This window comes from Rhizobium sp. ZK1, assembly GCF_047782645.1.
Classification (GTDB): Bacteria; Pseudomonadota; Alphaproteobacteria; order Rhizobiales; family Rhizobiaceae; genus Rhizobium.
This window is the reverse complement of the sequence record NZ_CP180586.1, coordinates 2033655-2049119: the sequence shown is the minus strand read 5'-3', so window position 1 is coordinate 2049119 and position 15465 is coordinate 2033655. Positions and strand designations below refer to the sequence as shown.

The 15465-nt window shown below is 61.7% G+C and carries 13 protein-coding genes and 1 pseudogene; 7 read left to right on the top strand and 7 right to left on the bottom strand.

What is annotated here, in order from left to right; all coding sequences use genetic code 11:
• Positions 1-31: 31 nt before the first annotated feature.
• On the bottom strand, positions 32-901 hold the full coding sequence (locus ACK9YZ_RS10495) for a DMT family transporter (protein WP_216758521.1): 870 nt from the start codon (positions 899-901) through the stop codon (positions 32-34).
• A gap of 61 nt (positions 902-962) precedes the next feature.
• Between ACK9YZ_RS10495 and ACK9YZ_RS10490 the strand changes: the two genes are divergently transcribed.
• Positions 963-1568: a TetR/AcrR family transcriptional regulator gene (locus ACK9YZ_RS10490; protein ID WP_416066532.1), complete on the top strand. Its 606-nt coding sequence runs from the start codon at positions 963-965 to the stop codon at positions 1566-1568.
• 111 nt (positions 1569-1679) lie between these two features.
• On the opposite strand, the pseudogene ACK9YZ_RS10485 reads toward ACK9YZ_RS10490, so the two are convergent.
• Positions 1680-1781 (bottom strand): annotated as a pseudogene (locus tag ACK9YZ_RS10485) (DUF2200 family protein); the annotation flags it as partial.
• Positions 1782-1817: 36 nt separating this feature from the next.
• Here ACK9YZ_RS10485 and ACK9YZ_RS10480 point away from each other — a divergent pair.
• Both ACK9YZ_RS10480 and ACK9YZ_RS10475 read left to right on the top strand, forming a co-directional pair.
• Positions 1818-3821, top strand: a complete 2004-nt coding sequence (locus ACK9YZ_RS10480; RefSeq protein WP_416066531.1) for an ABC transporter ATP-binding protein/permease — start codon at positions 1818-1820, stop codon at positions 3819-3821.
• Positions 3822-3974: 153 nt separating this feature from the next.
• Positions 3975-4163 carry a hypothetical protein gene (locus ACK9YZ_RS10475; RefSeq protein ID WP_416066530.1) on the top strand — a complete coding sequence of 63 codons (189 nt, stop codon included), beginning with the start codon at positions 3975-3977 and terminating at the stop codon, positions 4161-4163.
• 40 nt (positions 4164-4203) lie between these two features.
• Here ACK9YZ_RS10475 and ACK9YZ_RS10470 read toward each other — a convergent pair whose 3' ends face one another.
• On the bottom strand, positions 4204-6651 hold the full coding sequence (locus ACK9YZ_RS10470; RefSeq protein ID WP_416066529.1) for an autotransporter domain-containing protein: 2448 nt from the start codon (positions 6649-6651) through the stop codon (positions 4204-4206).
• Between the two features lie 347 nt (positions 6652-6998).
• Here ACK9YZ_RS10470 and ACK9YZ_RS10465 point away from each other — a divergent pair, with 347 nt between their 5' ends.
• Together ACK9YZ_RS10465 and ACK9YZ_RS10460 are read left to right on the top strand one after the other, a co-directional pair.
• Positions 6999-7835 (top strand): AraC family transcriptional regulator, encoded by an 837-nt coding sequence (locus ACK9YZ_RS10465; RefSeq protein ID WP_416066528.1) that lies wholly within the window; start codon positions 6999-7001, stop codon positions 7833-7835.
• 77 nt (positions 7836-7912) lie between these two features.
• Positions 7913-8320: a hypothetical protein gene (locus tag ACK9YZ_RS10460; RefSeq protein WP_416066527.1), complete on the top strand. Its 408-nt coding sequence runs from the start codon at positions 7913-7915 to the stop codon at positions 8318-8320.
• A gap of 36 nt (positions 8321-8356) precedes the next feature.
• Here the strand turns inward: ACK9YZ_RS10460 and fabI are convergent, their stop codons facing one another.
• From fabI to ACK9YZ_RS10440, 4 genes are read right to left on the bottom strand one after another with little or no spacing between them, the layout of a single operon-like run.
• Entirely contained in the window at positions 8357-9142 is a 786-nt protein-coding gene (fabI, locus tag ACK9YZ_RS10455) for an enoyl-ACP reductase FabI (RefSeq protein ID WP_416066526.1), read from the bottom strand.
• Positions 9143-9173: 31 nt separating this feature from the next.
• Positions 9174-10346 carry an acetate/propionate family kinase gene (locus ACK9YZ_RS10450; RefSeq protein WP_416066525.1) on the bottom strand — a complete coding sequence of 391 codons (1173 nt, stop codon included), beginning with the start codon at positions 10344-10346 and terminating at the stop codon, positions 9174-9176.
• A 4-nt stretch (positions 10347-10350) separates the two neighbouring features.
• Positions 10351-11316, bottom strand: a complete 966-nt coding sequence (locus ACK9YZ_RS10445) for a phosphate acetyltransferase (protein ID WP_416066524.1) — start codon at positions 11314-11316, stop codon at positions 10351-10353.
• A 57-nt stretch (positions 11317-11373) separates the two neighbouring features.
• Entirely contained in the window at positions 11374-13572 is a 2199-nt protein-coding gene (locus tag ACK9YZ_RS10440; RefSeq protein WP_416066722.1) for a DUF3141 domain-containing protein, read from the bottom strand.
• A 398-nt stretch (positions 13573-13970) separates the two neighbouring features.
• On the opposite strand from ACK9YZ_RS10440, the gene ACK9YZ_RS10435 reads away from it, so the two are divergent.
• Both ACK9YZ_RS10435 and ACK9YZ_RS10430 read left to right on the top strand, forming a co-directional pair.
• Positions 13971-14804 carry a universal stress protein gene (locus ACK9YZ_RS10435; RefSeq protein ID WP_416066523.1) on the top strand — a complete coding sequence of 278 codons (834 nt, stop codon included), beginning with the start codon at positions 13971-13973 and terminating at the stop codon, positions 14802-14804.
• 187 nt (positions 14805-14991) lie between these two features.
• Positions 14992-15465, top strand: a complete 474-nt coding sequence (locus tag ACK9YZ_RS10430; RefSeq protein ID WP_416066522.1) for a nucleoside deaminase — start codon at positions 14992-14994, stop codon at positions 15463-15465.

The following is a 15465-nucleotide window of genomic DNA, read 5'->3' as shown; positions in this document are numbered from 1 at the left end:
AAGGCGGCAGTCGGCCCAAAACGGACATTGCTCAAGTGAAGGCGGCGGCCTTACGGCTGGGCAGAAGATACCAAATGACCGAAATCAAAACGACTGCGCCGCCAACAAGGACTGGCGGCACGATATCCTCGCCAAGGAAAACCCAGACCCATACCGGACCAAGGATGACATCAAGCATGGATAGTAGCCCGGCTTCCCCGGAAGCGATCCGGCGAGAACCAAGCAACAGCAGCACATAACCAATCCCTGTCGTGAAAATCCCATAGAACGCAGATGCGAGCAGTTGTGTCGATGTCGGTATCGAATATTGCATAAGCGGAAGGGCGATACAGAAGCATGCCAACGCGGCAAAGACCGTCATCATCGTCGAATCCATGCTTGGAAACCGCTTGGCGATGACAATCTGTGTGGCGCATCCGGCAGTCATGACAAAGGCAGCAAGGATGCCTAGGAGGTCTTTTGCCGACATCGCGGCCCCGACCGAAATAGCAACTCCCGAGAAGGCGAAAAAGCCGGCCAGGAGAAATCGATAGGTCACCCGATCCCGCAGCCATAGAAAGGCGATTCCGGTCGTAACAAACGGCAGCGTGGCGTAAACCGTCATGACATTCGCAACAGTCGTCCACTGCAGAGACGCGATGTAGGTTATCGCCGCCACCGTGGAGACGGCACATGCAGCCACGCCCGGTATGCCGAAAGTCCTTTCAGCACTTTTCTTCGTCGATATCCGTTGGATCAACACGACAGCACCAAGGGTGATGAACGAGAAGGCTGAGCGCCAAGCGACCATGGACCAGACATCCATGTCGGCGATCCGGACGAAGAGCCCGGCCGTGCTCCATAGAACAGCCGAAGCAACCACGAGATAGATGCCGATAATCCTGCTGCGTGCTATGCTCATCCAAAGCTCGCTCTACGGAGATAAATGTGTGTAAGCAGATGTGTAGACGATTGGTCTAGTGATGGATGGTCAATTTACGACACGAGATCGCCTTATTTCCGAAGGCATGCGGCAATTACTGGCGCATGGCTACGAAGGCGTCGGGATCGGGCCGATTCTGAAAGCGGTCGATGTACCGAAAGGGTCCTTCTATTATTTCTTTCACAGCAAGGATGACTTCGTTGTAGCGGTCATCGAAGCGTACGAGGAAAAGTATCTGCATCTGAGGGAGAAATTCTTCACCGACACGTCGCTCCGCCCGCTGGATCGGCTCGATGCCTACTTCGCATATCTTGAGAACGAGTACAGGACGGAAGCCCCATATGCCGGGTGCCTTTACGGTATGATTGCCCAAACTGCTGCAGGCAGAAGCGCAGTTGTGCTAGACGCACTTGCCACGTCATTTGAGCGCTGGGAGAAAAGTATCCAGGGGCTGCTGATCATCGCGCAGCAAGATGGTGATATCGGCACCGAAGAGAACATCGGCGATCTTACCGCCAGTATCGTTGAGGGGTATGAGGGGGCGCTTATTCGCGCAAAGGCAAAAGAGGGCGTATCGGCATTCACTCGATTTCGCGAAATCGGGCTCAGACGTTTGATTTCGTCCGCAACACACGATGTCCGCTAGTGGCGTTTTGTTGCCGTCAATGTGCAGCGGTAGCTTTCGGAACGGGCCACCGCGCTTGGTATCCTTCAGAATGCGGAGCGGTCGACTGAAGCCGCGGGCCGGGGCCGCCGCCTATGCCCGCAGGATCTTCTCCATCGCCTTTCCCCTGGCAAGCTCGTCGACCAGCTTGTCCAGACAGCGGATCTCCCGCATGGTCGGCTCCTCGATCTCCTCATGAAACCTTTCGATTTGTAATCCGTTTTCGCTGGCATGACCGACGCAAAACGGAAGCCGAAATCGGTCGACGGCGCCAAGCCCGATGGTGCCGAGGAGACGCACCAGGGGAAGGCATCGACCGGTGAGGTCACGCCGCCGCCCGACGTCATCGAACCTGATCCGGATCTGACGCCCGAGGAGGCGGAGCAGGCGCGCAAGAGATATTTGCTGAAGCGTTTCTGGATCAGCGCGCGCGGCTACTGGGGGCGCAGCGGCGACGGCTTCGCCTGGCCGTGCTCCATCGGGCTGCTGATCATGATCTGCATGAATGTCGGCTTCCAGTATGGGATCAACAGGTGGAACCGCGGCATATTCGACGCGATCGAGCGGCACGATGCCGCCACCGTCTATTATCTGAGCGCCGTCTTCCTGCCGCTCGTGGCCGGCAGTGTCGTTCTCGTCACGTCGCAGGTCTATGTCCGCATGATGATCCAGCGGCACTGGCGCCGGTGGCTGACGACCGCGCTGATTGCCCGCTGGCTGGCCAACGGCCGCTACTATCAGCTGAACCTCATCGGCGGCGATCACAAGAACCCCGAGGCGCGCATTTCCGAGGATCTGCGGATCGCCACGGAATCACCCGTCGATTTCATCGCCGGCGTCATATCGGCCTTTCTGTCTGCCTCGACCTTCATCGTGGTTCTCTGGGCGATCGGCGGCGCCCTGACTCTGCCGATCGGTGGAACGACCATCACCATTCCCGGCTTTCTGGTCGTGACGGCCGTGCTCTACGCTGCGATCACCTCGACGACGATCGCTGTGATCGGCCGGCATTTCGTCAAGGTCTCCGAGGTCAAGAACCAGGTGGAAGCCGAGTTTCGCTATACGCTGACGCATGTGCGCGAAAACGGCGAGAGCATCGCGCTTCTGGGCGGCGAAGAAGAGGAGCGCAGCGACCTCGACAAGACGTTTACCAATGTGCTGCGCCAATGGGCGCGGCTGTCCCGCCAGTATATGCGCACGACCTTCGTGTCGCATGGGTCGATGCTGGTTGCGCCCGTCGTGCCGGTGCTGCTCTGCGCGCCGAAGTTCCTCGAAGGCAGCATGACGCTGGGTGAGGTGATGCAGGCTGCGTCAGCCTTCGCCATCGTCCAGACCGCCTTCGGTTGGCTGGTCGATAACTACCCGCGCCTTGCCGACTGGAACGCCTGCGCCCGGCGCGTCGCCTCGCTGATGATGTCGCTCGACGGGCTGGAGCGCGCCGAACAGAGCGATGCGCTCGGACGCATCCAGCATGGCGAAACGAAAGGCGAGGCGATGTTGAGCCTCAACGATCTCGCCGTGTCGCTCGATGACGGCACTGCCGTGGTCAAGGAAGCCCGGGTCGAGATCGAAGCGGGCGAGCGGGTGCTGGTGGCCGGCGAATCCGGTTCGGGCAAGAGCACGCTGGTGCGCGCCATTTCAGGCCTCTGGCCGTGGGGTCACGGCAGCGTCGATTTCCATGCCGACAGGCGATTGTTCATGCTGCCGCAACGGCCCTATATCCCCTCGGGCACGCTGCGCCGCGCCGTCGCCTATCCCAAGGCCGCCGACGGCTGGCCGCTGGATGAGATCAGGGCGGCACTCGACAAGGTGGGGCTCGCTTATCTCAATGAGAAGCTCGAGGAAGAGGCGCCATGGGACCAGATCCTGTCGGGCGGCGAAAAGCAGCGGCTCGCCTTCGCGCGCCTGCTGCTGCACAATCCCGATATTATCGTGCTCGATGAAGCAACCTCGGCGCTCGACGAGAAGAGCCAGGACAGGATGATGGAAATGGTGATCCAGGAACTGCCCGTCGTCACCATCGTCAGTGTCGCGCACCGCGCCGAGCTCGAAGCCTTCCACAGCCGCAAGATCACCCTTGAGCGGCGCGAGGGCGGCGCAAAGCTGGTCAGCGACATCGATCTCATCCCGCGCAGGAGGAAACGGACCGTGCTGTCGCGCCTTTTGGACACGCGGACGAAGGGCAGCACGCGTTCCGGCCATTTGAACAGCGATCCGACGCTCGATCGGCGCTGACCGCGGATGGCGCATTTCCGCCGTCCACACATTGATCCATAGCAATGTATTGAATGTAATTATTATTAAATGCTAATAATAAAGCATTCACCGATTTGCTCTATCAATAGGGATGAACGAAAGAGGGAGGGGCCTCTGTTTATCGTATCGGTATTGGATGAGGGCGAAGAGAGAAACTTCGTTGCCGTCGCTTTAAACATCAGCGGCGGTGAGATTCATATTGATGTCGGCGGCGTCGAGCACCAGTTCAAACTCGTCGACCTGATCGATATTCTCTCAGTCGAACATCGTCGCCCCCATGACATCGACGGGTGCGCGCGCCCGGCGGCGCTCTGCCATTGAGCCGACGGATTTCGCGATGTGTTCGCGAAGCCGGATCATGCTAGAATTCGCTCCTGACCCTGATGCCGACGGCGTGGTCCTGTCTTCCGCTGCCGACAGCCGCCCGGTATTCCACGCCGACCGCCCAGTTGTTCAGCAGCGCAGCATCGAGCGAGAGTCCGAGTGTGGAATAGTCATCCCCCGATTCTTCCGCTTCGAACTGGTACGGAAGCGTGCCGATGTCGGCATATCCGAGCCGCAGCCGGCTGGAGCTGGCGAAATCATGGGTATATTCCGCCCGCATGCCTGGTGTCAGCGCTCCCCAGTCCATCAGCATGGTATAGCTCAGGCGAAGGCCGATAACGCCCGCGGCCGTATCGACCGTCTGATCGCCATAGGTCAGGCCGTAGATGCCCCCGCCGTTCTCGGTGAACCCGTCGAGCCATGACCTGGACAATTCGAACCGGCCGTATGGGGAGACAAGCCATGTCCTGTTCCGGAATTCGTATGCCGCGGTGAGCGAGCCGAACATCTGCCGCCCATCCCTGTTTCCCGAGGCGAGATCCCCTGATGAGGCGACGTAACGGCTTGAATCGAAATCGAGCCGGCTTGCGCCGATCAGGCCGTCGAGGAACAGGTTTTCGGCAGCCTTGAAGGAGCCGTAGATCGCAGCGCTGTAAGCCGCGCCGCGGCTTTCCGTGCCATCATCCCCGACATCGCTTTTGTCGTGGCCATAGCCCAGGCCGAAGCCGCCGACGAAGCGATCGGAGAAGCGGTAATCCACGCCAGCGCTCACGCCGACCGTGGTCGATCCGATGTCCAGGTCGCCGTTGCCGGTATCGGCGAAATCGACGAAACCTCCGGACCAGACCGCAAACGGTCCGAGATCCGGCCCCTGGATCTGCGGGGTCGAGCCGTTGTTTTGCCGGCCGGATACGGAGGGGCCGGTGAGGTCAGGCTCGCTGCCGCCTGCCCAGCCGTACTGGCGCTCGGTATTGACGACCCCACCATTGCCATTGTCGGAGCGGCGAAGCCCAAGGCGAATATCGAGTGAGCGGCGCTGGCGCTCGCCCTCATCGTGCAGCTGCTCCAGGCGGCTGTTGAAGTTGCGCGTCTGATATTGGGCAAAGTGCCTGGCGGCATCCACCTGCGCATTGAGAAGGCCCACCACATCGGGATCGTCAGTCGGATCGGGACGGGCGGCAACGGCAAATGTGATCGTTGCCGGGGCCGACGTGCCTGACGCATTCGACAGCGTATAGCCGACCGCAGCCGAGCCTGCGAATGAAGAGCTCGCCGAGAAGGTGAGCCGCATCTGCGCTGCCTCGAGCGAGACGCTTCCCGCTTCCAGGCTTGGCAGGAAGGTAAGCGCCGCTGCGGTGAAGGGTGCCCCGGTCGAGCCCGCCGTAAGATCGACTGCGACAGTCGTGCCCGCCATCACGTTGATGGTGCGGGACGCGGCTGTCGGCCCCGCGGAGGCGGCACGCGTCACGGTGACATTGTAGGTCTTCACCGTTGCGTCCTGCGCGGTGACGACGACGGCGATCGTCGTGGCGCCCACAGCAAGGCTGATGGAACTGCTGGCGCTTCCGGAGGTGACCGGAGAACCATTGACCGTGACCGTCGCGTTCGGCTCGGCGACAACAGGTGTCAGCGCGATCGCCGCGACATTGTTGGCCACCGAGATCGAATAGGTCAGCGTATTGGCATTGAAGGCCGGGCTGAGACTGCCTTGGCTGGGCTGCAACTGCGCCAGATCGGCATTGGACGAGGCGCCGACGGTCCATGGCGTTCCTGTTGCCGCCGGGTTGGTATTGCCGGCAACATCGATGACAGCGCCCGGTGCAATATTCAAACGCAACGTGCCCGTGCCGGAAATGTTCTGCGCCTGTACCGTGTAGGTGGTGTTGTCGGACGTCGAAAGGTTGGCCAGCGTAGCGGTGGCAGTTCCGGTCGTGGCCAGGACCATGTCTGCGATCGAGAAGCCGGTCACGGGTTCGGAAAACACGATCTGGAATGCGACCTGCGTGGCGTGCGACGGCGGCGTGCCGACGACAGCAGTTACGGCGGTCGGTCCCAGCGTGTCGACCAGGACGCCGGCAGTCGAACCGACATTGTTGAGGGTGGTGTCGGCCGCTTCCCCTCCGGCGTTCTCGATGGTGCCGCCATTCAGGCTCATCGCGCCGAGCACCACGCCGTCCATGTCCATGTCTCCGGATTGGAGCGCGTATCGGAACACAAGCGAACTCGTTCCGCTTCCTGAGAGGTAGCTTGCCTGCCGCGACTGGCTTCCGACGATCACTGAAACATATGGCGTGCCGCTGACGATTACGGTCTCGCTGAATTGCACGACAAAGGTCAGACTGTCTCCGTTCCCGTAATATCCATTCGCAGGGACCGAAACGGAGGTAACGACGGGGGCGGATTGGGCGGAAGACGTTGCCGCGCCAAGCAGCACCATCATCGTAAGAAGAATCAGGGAAAGCGGGCCGAAGACGAGCTGCCGCATGAATGGCCTGCCCGGAAACGTCCGATCATGCGGGTTGCTCCCGCTGCTTTCCGCCATCTCGGACAGCCGTCGAAAGCTTGGGGCCGGACGGCCGGACAGGGAGAATGTCATGAAAAAACTCGCCGCGGTTTCAAAATATCGCACAGGAATGCGCTTCTCTACACGGAAGGCGCGTCTGCTGACTTGATAAAACTTGCGGTGAGGCTAAGTTGAAGTCCCTTATCCAACCGTAGTCTTTGCTGTTTTCAATGAATGATGATTTCGAAAATGTCGATCGGGAGCCGGCTTACGATCCGCCCCCGGCGGGTTACAATGCGTCCTCGTTTCGGAAGGCTCCGCCTCCGCGAATGCTCGACCACCCGCGGATTGCGCGCGCTGTGCGCATGATCGAGCGTACTCCCGCCGCGTCGACGACCTTGCAGGACATCGCGGCTCATCTCGGGCTCAGCCCCTTTCATTTCCAGCGGCAGTTCCAGGAGGTCATGGGGGAATCGCCGAGCGCCTACATGCGCCGCACACGGCTCGACCGAGCGGCGATGAACCTGCAGATGAGCGGCCAGCCGATCACACATATCGCGTTCAATGCCGGCTATGCCAGCCATGAGGCTTTCATCCGCGCGTTCCAAAGGCAATTCGGATTGACGCCTTCGGATTATCGCGTCGCGGCCCAGAAGGTGCTGCCGGCCCGGCCGAGACCGGAGAAGGCGGACCTGGCGCGCGTGAACGTTGGCCAGCGCCCGGAAATCAAGCTTCTGGCCATGCGATTCTACGGATCCTACGCCTCGTTCGAGGAAAACTGGCGGAAGTTTGCCGGCTATCTGGAGCGGATCGGTTTTCCGCTTGAAGAAGCGCGGCCGGTCGGCATCATCCTCGACACACCGCTGATCACGCCGGGAGAACTCGTCCGCTACGACTGTGCCGTTGTGGATCAGGGCTTTCGCATCGACGATACCGCTCTTTCACCGCTGCAGTTCCGGGCGGGCCGCTATGTTTCGATGAACCATACAGGCGCCTACGCCGACATATTCCGGGCTTACGAATTCGTCAGCGTCGATTGGCTCGCAGCATCCGGCGAAATGTTCCTGCCCGACGGCAATGGCGGATATGAATTCTACAATTCGCCGCCATGGGACCATGCCGGTCGGATACAGAATCTCGACATCGTCCTTCCCCTGGCGGGCTGAAACTTCCGTGATGAGCGGAACCTCGCGGCATGCCGCAAGTTGTGCCTGATGACCCATCAAGCACCATGGAGGTTTTCATGCTTCAGAAGCTCATCACGGTATCCATCCTTTCTATCGGGCTGGCCACCTCTGCGATGGCGCAGTCTTCGGGCGTCGGCGGTAGCGCAGGCGGGGTAGGGGGCAGTACAGGTGGCGTGGGTGGCGCTTCCGGAGGCGGTATGACCGGCTCCGGCTCTTCCGGCAGCGTCGGGACAGGCACGGGCACCGGAAATACGTTGTTGCCGAACGCAAACGGCATTGACAACACCAATACCAACAGCACCGTGCCCAATCCCGATACGACGAATCCGGCAGTGCGCGGCCCGTCCGGCACCGGCAATGGGATGGGCAGGGGAACACCTGACTGCAACGGCATGACGGGCACCGGCGCGTCGGCAGGCCTTCCTGGAGCGGATTCGTCCGCGCAGGTGCGCCCGAGCTGCTAGATTGCTACCGGCAAGGTCGCCGCCCGTCGGGGTGACCTAATCGATGATGTGATAACCGCCGTCGATATAGATCGTATCGCCTGTCATCAGCCGTGCCGCGTCATGCGCCAGGAAGGCGGTCGCCATGCCGACATCGTCGATCGAGACGAGGCTGCGCGTGGGGGCCGTTTCCTCGGCCTTGTTCAGGAGCTCGTCGAATTCGGGAATGCCGGATGCCGCGCGTGTCGCCAGCGGGCCGGGGGAGATGGCGTGGACCCGGATGCCCTTCGGCCCGAGTTCGGCGGCGATGTAGCGCACGGCGCTTTCGAGTGCGGCCTTTGCGAGGCCCATCACATTATAGTTCTTCACCACCATCTGGCTGCCGTAATAGGTCATGGTGAAAAGCGTGCCGCCGCGTTTCATCAGCGGTTCGGCAAGATGGGCCATCCGAATGAAAGACCAGCAGGATATGTCCATCGTCTTCAGGAAACCCTCGCGCGGCACATCGACGACGCGGCCGTGCAGCGCATCTTTCGGCGAGAAGGCGATGGAATGGACAACGAAGTCCAGCTCGCCCCAATATGCGCTGATATTGTCGAACACCGCCTCCAGCTGCCCAGGCACCGACACATCGAGCGGCAGGAAAATCGGCGCTTCCAATGCGTCCGCCAGCGGCTCGACATGGGGCTTCGCCTTGTCGTTGAGGTAGGTTACCGCGAGTTCGGCGCCAAACGCGCGGAATGCCTTTGCGCAGCCCCAGGCGATCGACTGGTCGTTGGCGATGCCCACTACGAGGCCACGCTTGCCCTCGAGAAGTTTGGCCTTCACGTCCGGGATCATCATCTGCCCCTCTCGTTGGTTGAAAGTCTGCCGGTCAGGCGGCAACAAGTGCAAAAGTATGACGTGCGATCATCAGTTCCTCGTCCGTCGGCACGACGTAGAGGGCGATCCTGCTGTCGTCGGCGGATATGAGCAGCTCGCCGGCATCGTTGGCCCCCGCATGAAGCGTCGCACCCAGCCAGCCAAGCTGGCGGACTATGCGCTCACGCATGACCGGCGAGTTTTCACCGACGCCTGCAGTGAAGACGAAGGCGTCGACACCGCCGAGGGCCGCAGCAAGCATGCCGGCATTGAGGCCGATGCGATGGACGAAATGATCGAGTGCGAGACCGGCTCCGGGCTCGTCGCTCGACAGCAGATCGCGCACATCGTTGCTGATGCCTGACAGGCCCTTGAGACCGGACTGCTTGTAGAGCAGATCCTGCAATTGCGCCGGGCTCATGCCGCCTTCCTGGAGCAGATAGAGAAGCACGCCGGGATCGATCTGCCCGCATCGCGTGCCCATGGGCAGGCCGTCGAGGGCGGTGAAACCCAATGTGCTCTCGACGCTTTTGCCCTCGTGGATCGCGCAGAGCGAGGCGCCGCTTCCAAGATGGGCGACGATGAGCCGGCCGCGGCCGATAACAGGTGCGATCTCGGCGAGCCTGCCGGCAACATATTCGTAGGACAGGCCGTGAAAGCCATAGCGCCGCACGCCCTCGGCGAAGTAATGGGCGGGAATGGCGTAGTGCTCGGTCATCGGATCACGGCCGCGGTGAAAGGCCGTGTCGAAACAGGCGACCTGGGCGAGCTGCGGCTGGCTGTCCAGCAATACCCGAATGGGTGCCAGGTTGTTCGGCTGATGCAGCGGTGCAAGCGGCGTGTAGCGCTCCAGATCGCGCAGCAGATTCTCGTCGATACGCACCGGGTGCCTATGGTCGGGACCTCCGTGGACGATCCGGTGACCGATGGCGACCAGCCGCCCCTCGTGCCGTTCCCGCAGCCATTGCCCGACCAGGCGCATGGCCGCCGGCAGATCCGGGACGGCATCGCCGGGATAGTCCGCGTCGGCAAGCTTTTCGCCGCCGGCGTTCCTGATGGTCAGGCGGGGTGCGGTGCCGATGCCCTCCATCTTTCCCTTTACCTGCCGGGCAAGCGAGCCCGAGGCGGCGAAGACCTCGAATTTGAGGCTGGAAGAACCGGCATTGACGACGAGAAGCGTGTCCATGGCATCAAGCGCCCTGTATCGGCGCCGCACGCAGGCGCGCTTCGGCAAAGAGCACGCCGACGGCGCAGGAGGCGAGGCGCGCCCGCACGCTGTCGGCGCGCGACGTCAGGATAATCGGCACCCGCGCGCCCAGCACGAGGCCCGCCGCATCCGCTCGCGCCAGGAAGGTCAGGTTCTTCGCCAGCATGTTGCCGGCCTCCAGATTGGGAACGACGAGGATCTGCGCCCGGCCGGCGACCTCGGACTTGATGCCCTTGATTCGTGCCGCTTCGGGATCGATCGCATTATCGAAGGCGAGCGGCCCATCGAGGATGCCGCCTGTTATCTGTCCGCGCTCAGCCATCTTGCAGAGCGCGGCCGCATCGATGGTCGAGGGGATCTTCAACGTGACGGTCTCGACCGCCGAAAGGATCGCCACGCGCGGCGTGCCGAGGCCGATCGCCGTGTAGAGATCGATGGCGTTCTGGACGATATCGTGCTTGGCATCGAGATCAGGGGCGATGTTGATGGCCGCGTCGGTGATGAAGAGCGTTTCGGCATGGTGCGGCACGTCCATGACGAAGACATGGCTGATGCGACGCGCTGTCCGCAGTCCCGTCGTGGATGACGTTACGGCCCGCATCAGTTCATCCGTGTGCAGGCTGCCCTTCATCAGCAGTTCTGCACGGCCTTCGCGGACGAGTTCGACGGCCTTGGCAGCCGCCGCATCGCTATGCGGCGCATCGATCAGCTCGAAGGGCGAGATATCGATGGCATGCGTTTTTGCCACCGTTCTGACCTTCTCCGCCGGGCCTACGAGGACCGGACGCATGAGCCCGTCTTCGGCGGCTTCGACCGCTCCGCGCAGCGAGGATTCGTCGCAGGGATGGGCGACGACAGTTGTCATCTGCGGCGCTTGCCTCGCCTTGGCAATCAGCCGGTCATATTTCTCGTGCCGCCCGGCCTCGCCAGGGTTTTCCGAATCCGGCATGTGCTTTCTCCCTCTGAACGATGCGCTCCAATGCTCCGCATCAGGCGATATGGCAGGCTATTTCACGCGTCTGATGGTCCTGATCGGCCTGGCACTGGCGCTTGGGCTTCCCGGCGCTACCGGTTCTGTGAGCGGCGCTTCGGAGACGTTGAAGAGGTCGACGATCTTCTGCCAGCGTTCCTCAGTCTTGCCGGAAAGGGTGCCGCGGGCGCTCACCACCCCTCGCAGCGCCGACAGCGCAAGACGGCGCTCTTCCTCATCTGCCGGCAGGAGATGCGGGATCGCATCGACAGCCGCCTGTTCATCGATGACGAGCATGAGGAACTGGTCGCGGATCAACGCCTTGAATTCGGCAAGCGTCATTTTCGGCATGCCGTCTTCGGAGCGGCGCATGCGGCGGATGGCGGCAAAGCCGCGCTCATCGGCTGCGCCACTGGCCATGGCGACATAGAGCAGGCTGCGGGCCATGCCTTCGTGCAGGCCGCCTTTGTTCATCGCGGCCCTCAGCTCCTCGATCCTGGCTTTCAGCGCCTGCGCATGCAATGCGGTCTTGCTTGCGCGCCGGTGCGGCTTGTCGCTCGCCGGATCGATGCCGACGGCGGCCTGCAGGAACGGCGATCCGTAGACAGCGAGGAAGGTCGCCTCGCTCATGGCCTCGATTGCATCGCGCCAAGCGTCGAGGCCGGTCACGATCTGGCGCGAGGCGATCTGCTCCAATGCAGCGAACGGATTGTTTTCGGCCGCGGGATGGCGCTCCTCCGCCACTTCGACGGCGAGGTCGGCAATCGGCGCCATCAGGGGATTGAGGTCGGAAAACAGCTCGTATTGCAGCCGCAGCGGGTGGAGCCTGCGCATTTCTTCGGCTGCCTGTTCCGGCACCATCGCGCGCAGCCAGGGCTGCACGAAGGTGCGGTAGAGCGACAGGTTGATTTCCGAGACCTTGGCTGCCGTCGCAAAGCGCCTGTCATCGGCGGCATTGTTGCAGCCGAGGGCGCGGATATCGTCCAGCGTGCGTTCCTCGCAGCGCATGATCCAGTCGCCCTCGACGAGATCGCCGCCAACGGTCGCATCGGTCTTGGCTTCGAAGATCGCCTCGTAGAGGCCGGGCGGCAGCGCGTCGATCAGGTCGATATTGCTGGAGAATTCCCCGTGTTCCTTGCGGGCGACGCCGGCGGAAACGAAGATGCCGAGATGGCCGACCTTCTCATGCACGGTGTAGACGATCGTCTGTCCGTGCGAGCGGATTTCGTTGACGCTGTCATAGAGGTCGGTGATCCAGCCGAGCGCCTGGGCGGGCGGGGTGATGTTGTCGCCCTTGGAGCAGAAGACGACAACAGGCGCGCGGATGTTCCTGAGATCGATGGCTTCTCCCTTCGAGGTCTCTATACGGCCGGCGGCGAGATTGTTGCCGACGAAGAGTTCGTCGACGATGAACTGGATTTCCTCTGCGTTCAGGTTGACGTGGTTGCCCCACCATTGTTCGAAGCCGAGATAGCGCGGCGCCTCGGTGTCGATCTTGGAGTAGAGGTTGTATTGCTTGGTCCAGAGCGTATTGGCGGGGTTCTGGTTCTCGAAATTCTGCACCAGCCAGGCGCCGTCGAACTTCCCATGGCCGAGATCGCCGGCAAGGGCCGTCAGCCATGTGCCTCCAAGAAGCCCGCCCGTATAGCGCATCGGATATTCGCCGCGCTTTCCGGCCCAGTAGGACAGAGGGGAGCCGGCGATGATGATCGAACCGAAAAGCTCGGGCCGCAGGGCGGCCAGCATCATCACGGCCCAGCCGGCCTGGCAGTTGCCGATCACGCAGGGCTTTGCATCGGCGTCCGGATGCAAGGCAATGACCTTTTCCAGAAAGATCGCTTCGGCAAGCGCGATGTCCTCGATCGTCTGGCCTTTGACCGGCTCCGGAAGGAAGCCGATGAAATAGCAGGGGTGGCCGGCGGCCAGCGCCACGCCGATTTCGCTGTCGGCCTTGAAACCGCCGATGCCAGGCCCGTGGCCGGCGCGCGGATCGACCACCACGAAGGGCCGGCGGGTCTCGTCGATCTCGACGCCCTCGGGCGGGACGATACGCACCAGCGCGTAGTTGACGGGCCGCTCCAGCATACGTCCGTCAATCAGCACTTCGGGCGTGAAGCTCAGCACATGGGGTGCCGTGGCTTCGGAATTGAGCCGATATTGATTGCCGCGCTCTCGCATCACGTCCCAGTAGAGAATACTGCGCTGGGTGGCGTCTCGGACATAATCGAAGGCCATGCCGGCCGGGCCGAACTGGGTCGCAAGGTCAAACTTCGAGAGATTGGAAGGATACCACATGCCAAACATGTCAAACCTCCTGGCTGACCGCTCTCGGCGGGAGTTCAAAGACCTAATGCTGGAAGATAATAATCTCGATCCTCGTGCGCATTCCGTGCTCAGGCGACGCTGCCGGCCACGGGAGTCTTGTTAGCACCTGCAGCATAGTTGGAGTGCTTCCCGGTGCAACGTATTTTACGGTAGTTTACGGGCCGTTTTCGGCTCGCCTTTCGACCGTCATCCATATCGGCAGCAGGCGCCATTCGCCGAGCCTGCTGCGGGACCGTGTTGACTAATGTCAAAGACCGCACCGGGCCGGATTGTTAGCTTCGTGACATGCAACCACGGAGGCAGCCATCATGGCCATTACGACAGTTCTGAGCATCCTCAAGGGCAACAAATACGAGCAGGATCTGAAAAGTGCGACGAGCTTTTGCGCCACCTATGGGGCACATCTGACCGCGCTTGCCGTCTCCATCGGGGCGACCCCGTCGTTCGGGGAATATAATGCGATCTCGACCGCCTGGCTGGATGAGAGGCAGCGGGAAATCGACGAGCTCGCCTCGACGGCTGCGAAAATCAAGGAGACGCTTTCAACCAGCGGCCTCTCGTTCGAGGTCCAGGATCTCTATACGGAATTTGCATGGGCCGACCAGGATGTCGCCCAGCGTGCGCTTTATGCCGACATCGTGCTCCTGGGATCTGATGCGGCTGAGGATGCCGACCTCAGAAAGCGGATCTTCGATGGCGCGCTTTTCCAGGCGCCGACGCCGATCCTGATCAACCGCGGACGACACGCAATCACTACGTCGCCCAGAGCCGTGGTGCTGGCATGGGATTCCAGCAACGAGGCAGCGCGGGCCGCCCGCCAGTCGCTCGATTTCCTGGAGAGAGCCGAAATCGTTCATGTGACGATGGTCGACCCTTTGGCCCGCATGGGCGTGAACGGCGAAGAGCCGGGCGCCGATATCGCAGCCTTCCTTGCCCGCCATGGCGTCAAAGTCCAGATCGATCGCCTTTCGAGCGAGGGCAAGAACGCCGACGAGATCATTACCCGGCATGCGGTGGACATGGGCGCGAACTTGATCGTCATGGGGGCCTACAACCACCCGAGATGGCAGCAGAGCCTGTTCGGCGGCGTGACCCGCAGGATGATCGAGGATTGCAAGCTGCCGCTGTTCCTCGTCCACTGAACGAGAGACCGGTAGATATCGTCGCCGCCATCTGCGATCCCGAAGGGACACAGGTGACGGCGACGTCGTTCGCTTCTACCTGCGGCGATACGGATCGCCGATCTTGAATCTGATCTGCAGCCCTTGGAAATCGCTCCGATTCAAGACAAAATCAGTTCGCTCCAGCTGTGAGCTTGGGGAGACTCTGATGGAAAACCACGAGCCGTTTTTACGCGAGGCGATCGCGCTCTCGAAATCTGCGATGGAAAACGGCGACGAGCCGTTTGGGTCGGTGCTGGTGAAGGACGGCGAGATCGTCCTGCGCGCCGAAAACAGCGTCTTCACCGGGCACGACATGACGAACCATGCCGAGCTGAACCTGATCAAACTGGCGGCAAAGCACTACAACACTGCCTATCTTGCCGACTGCACGCTCTACACCAGCACGGAGCCGTGCGCGATGTGCTCCGGGGCGATCTACTGGTCGGGCATCGGGCGGATGGTGTTTGCGTGCTCGGAGGTGCGGCTTGGCGAGATTGCCGGGATCGGGTTGAATGTGCCGAGCCGGGCGGTGCTGCAGACCGGCGCGCGCATTGTCACCGTTGAGGGACCGACGAACCTCGAAGAGGAAGCTGCCGCAGTCCATCAGGAATTCTGGCCGAAGCATCTGGGCAAAGCCTGA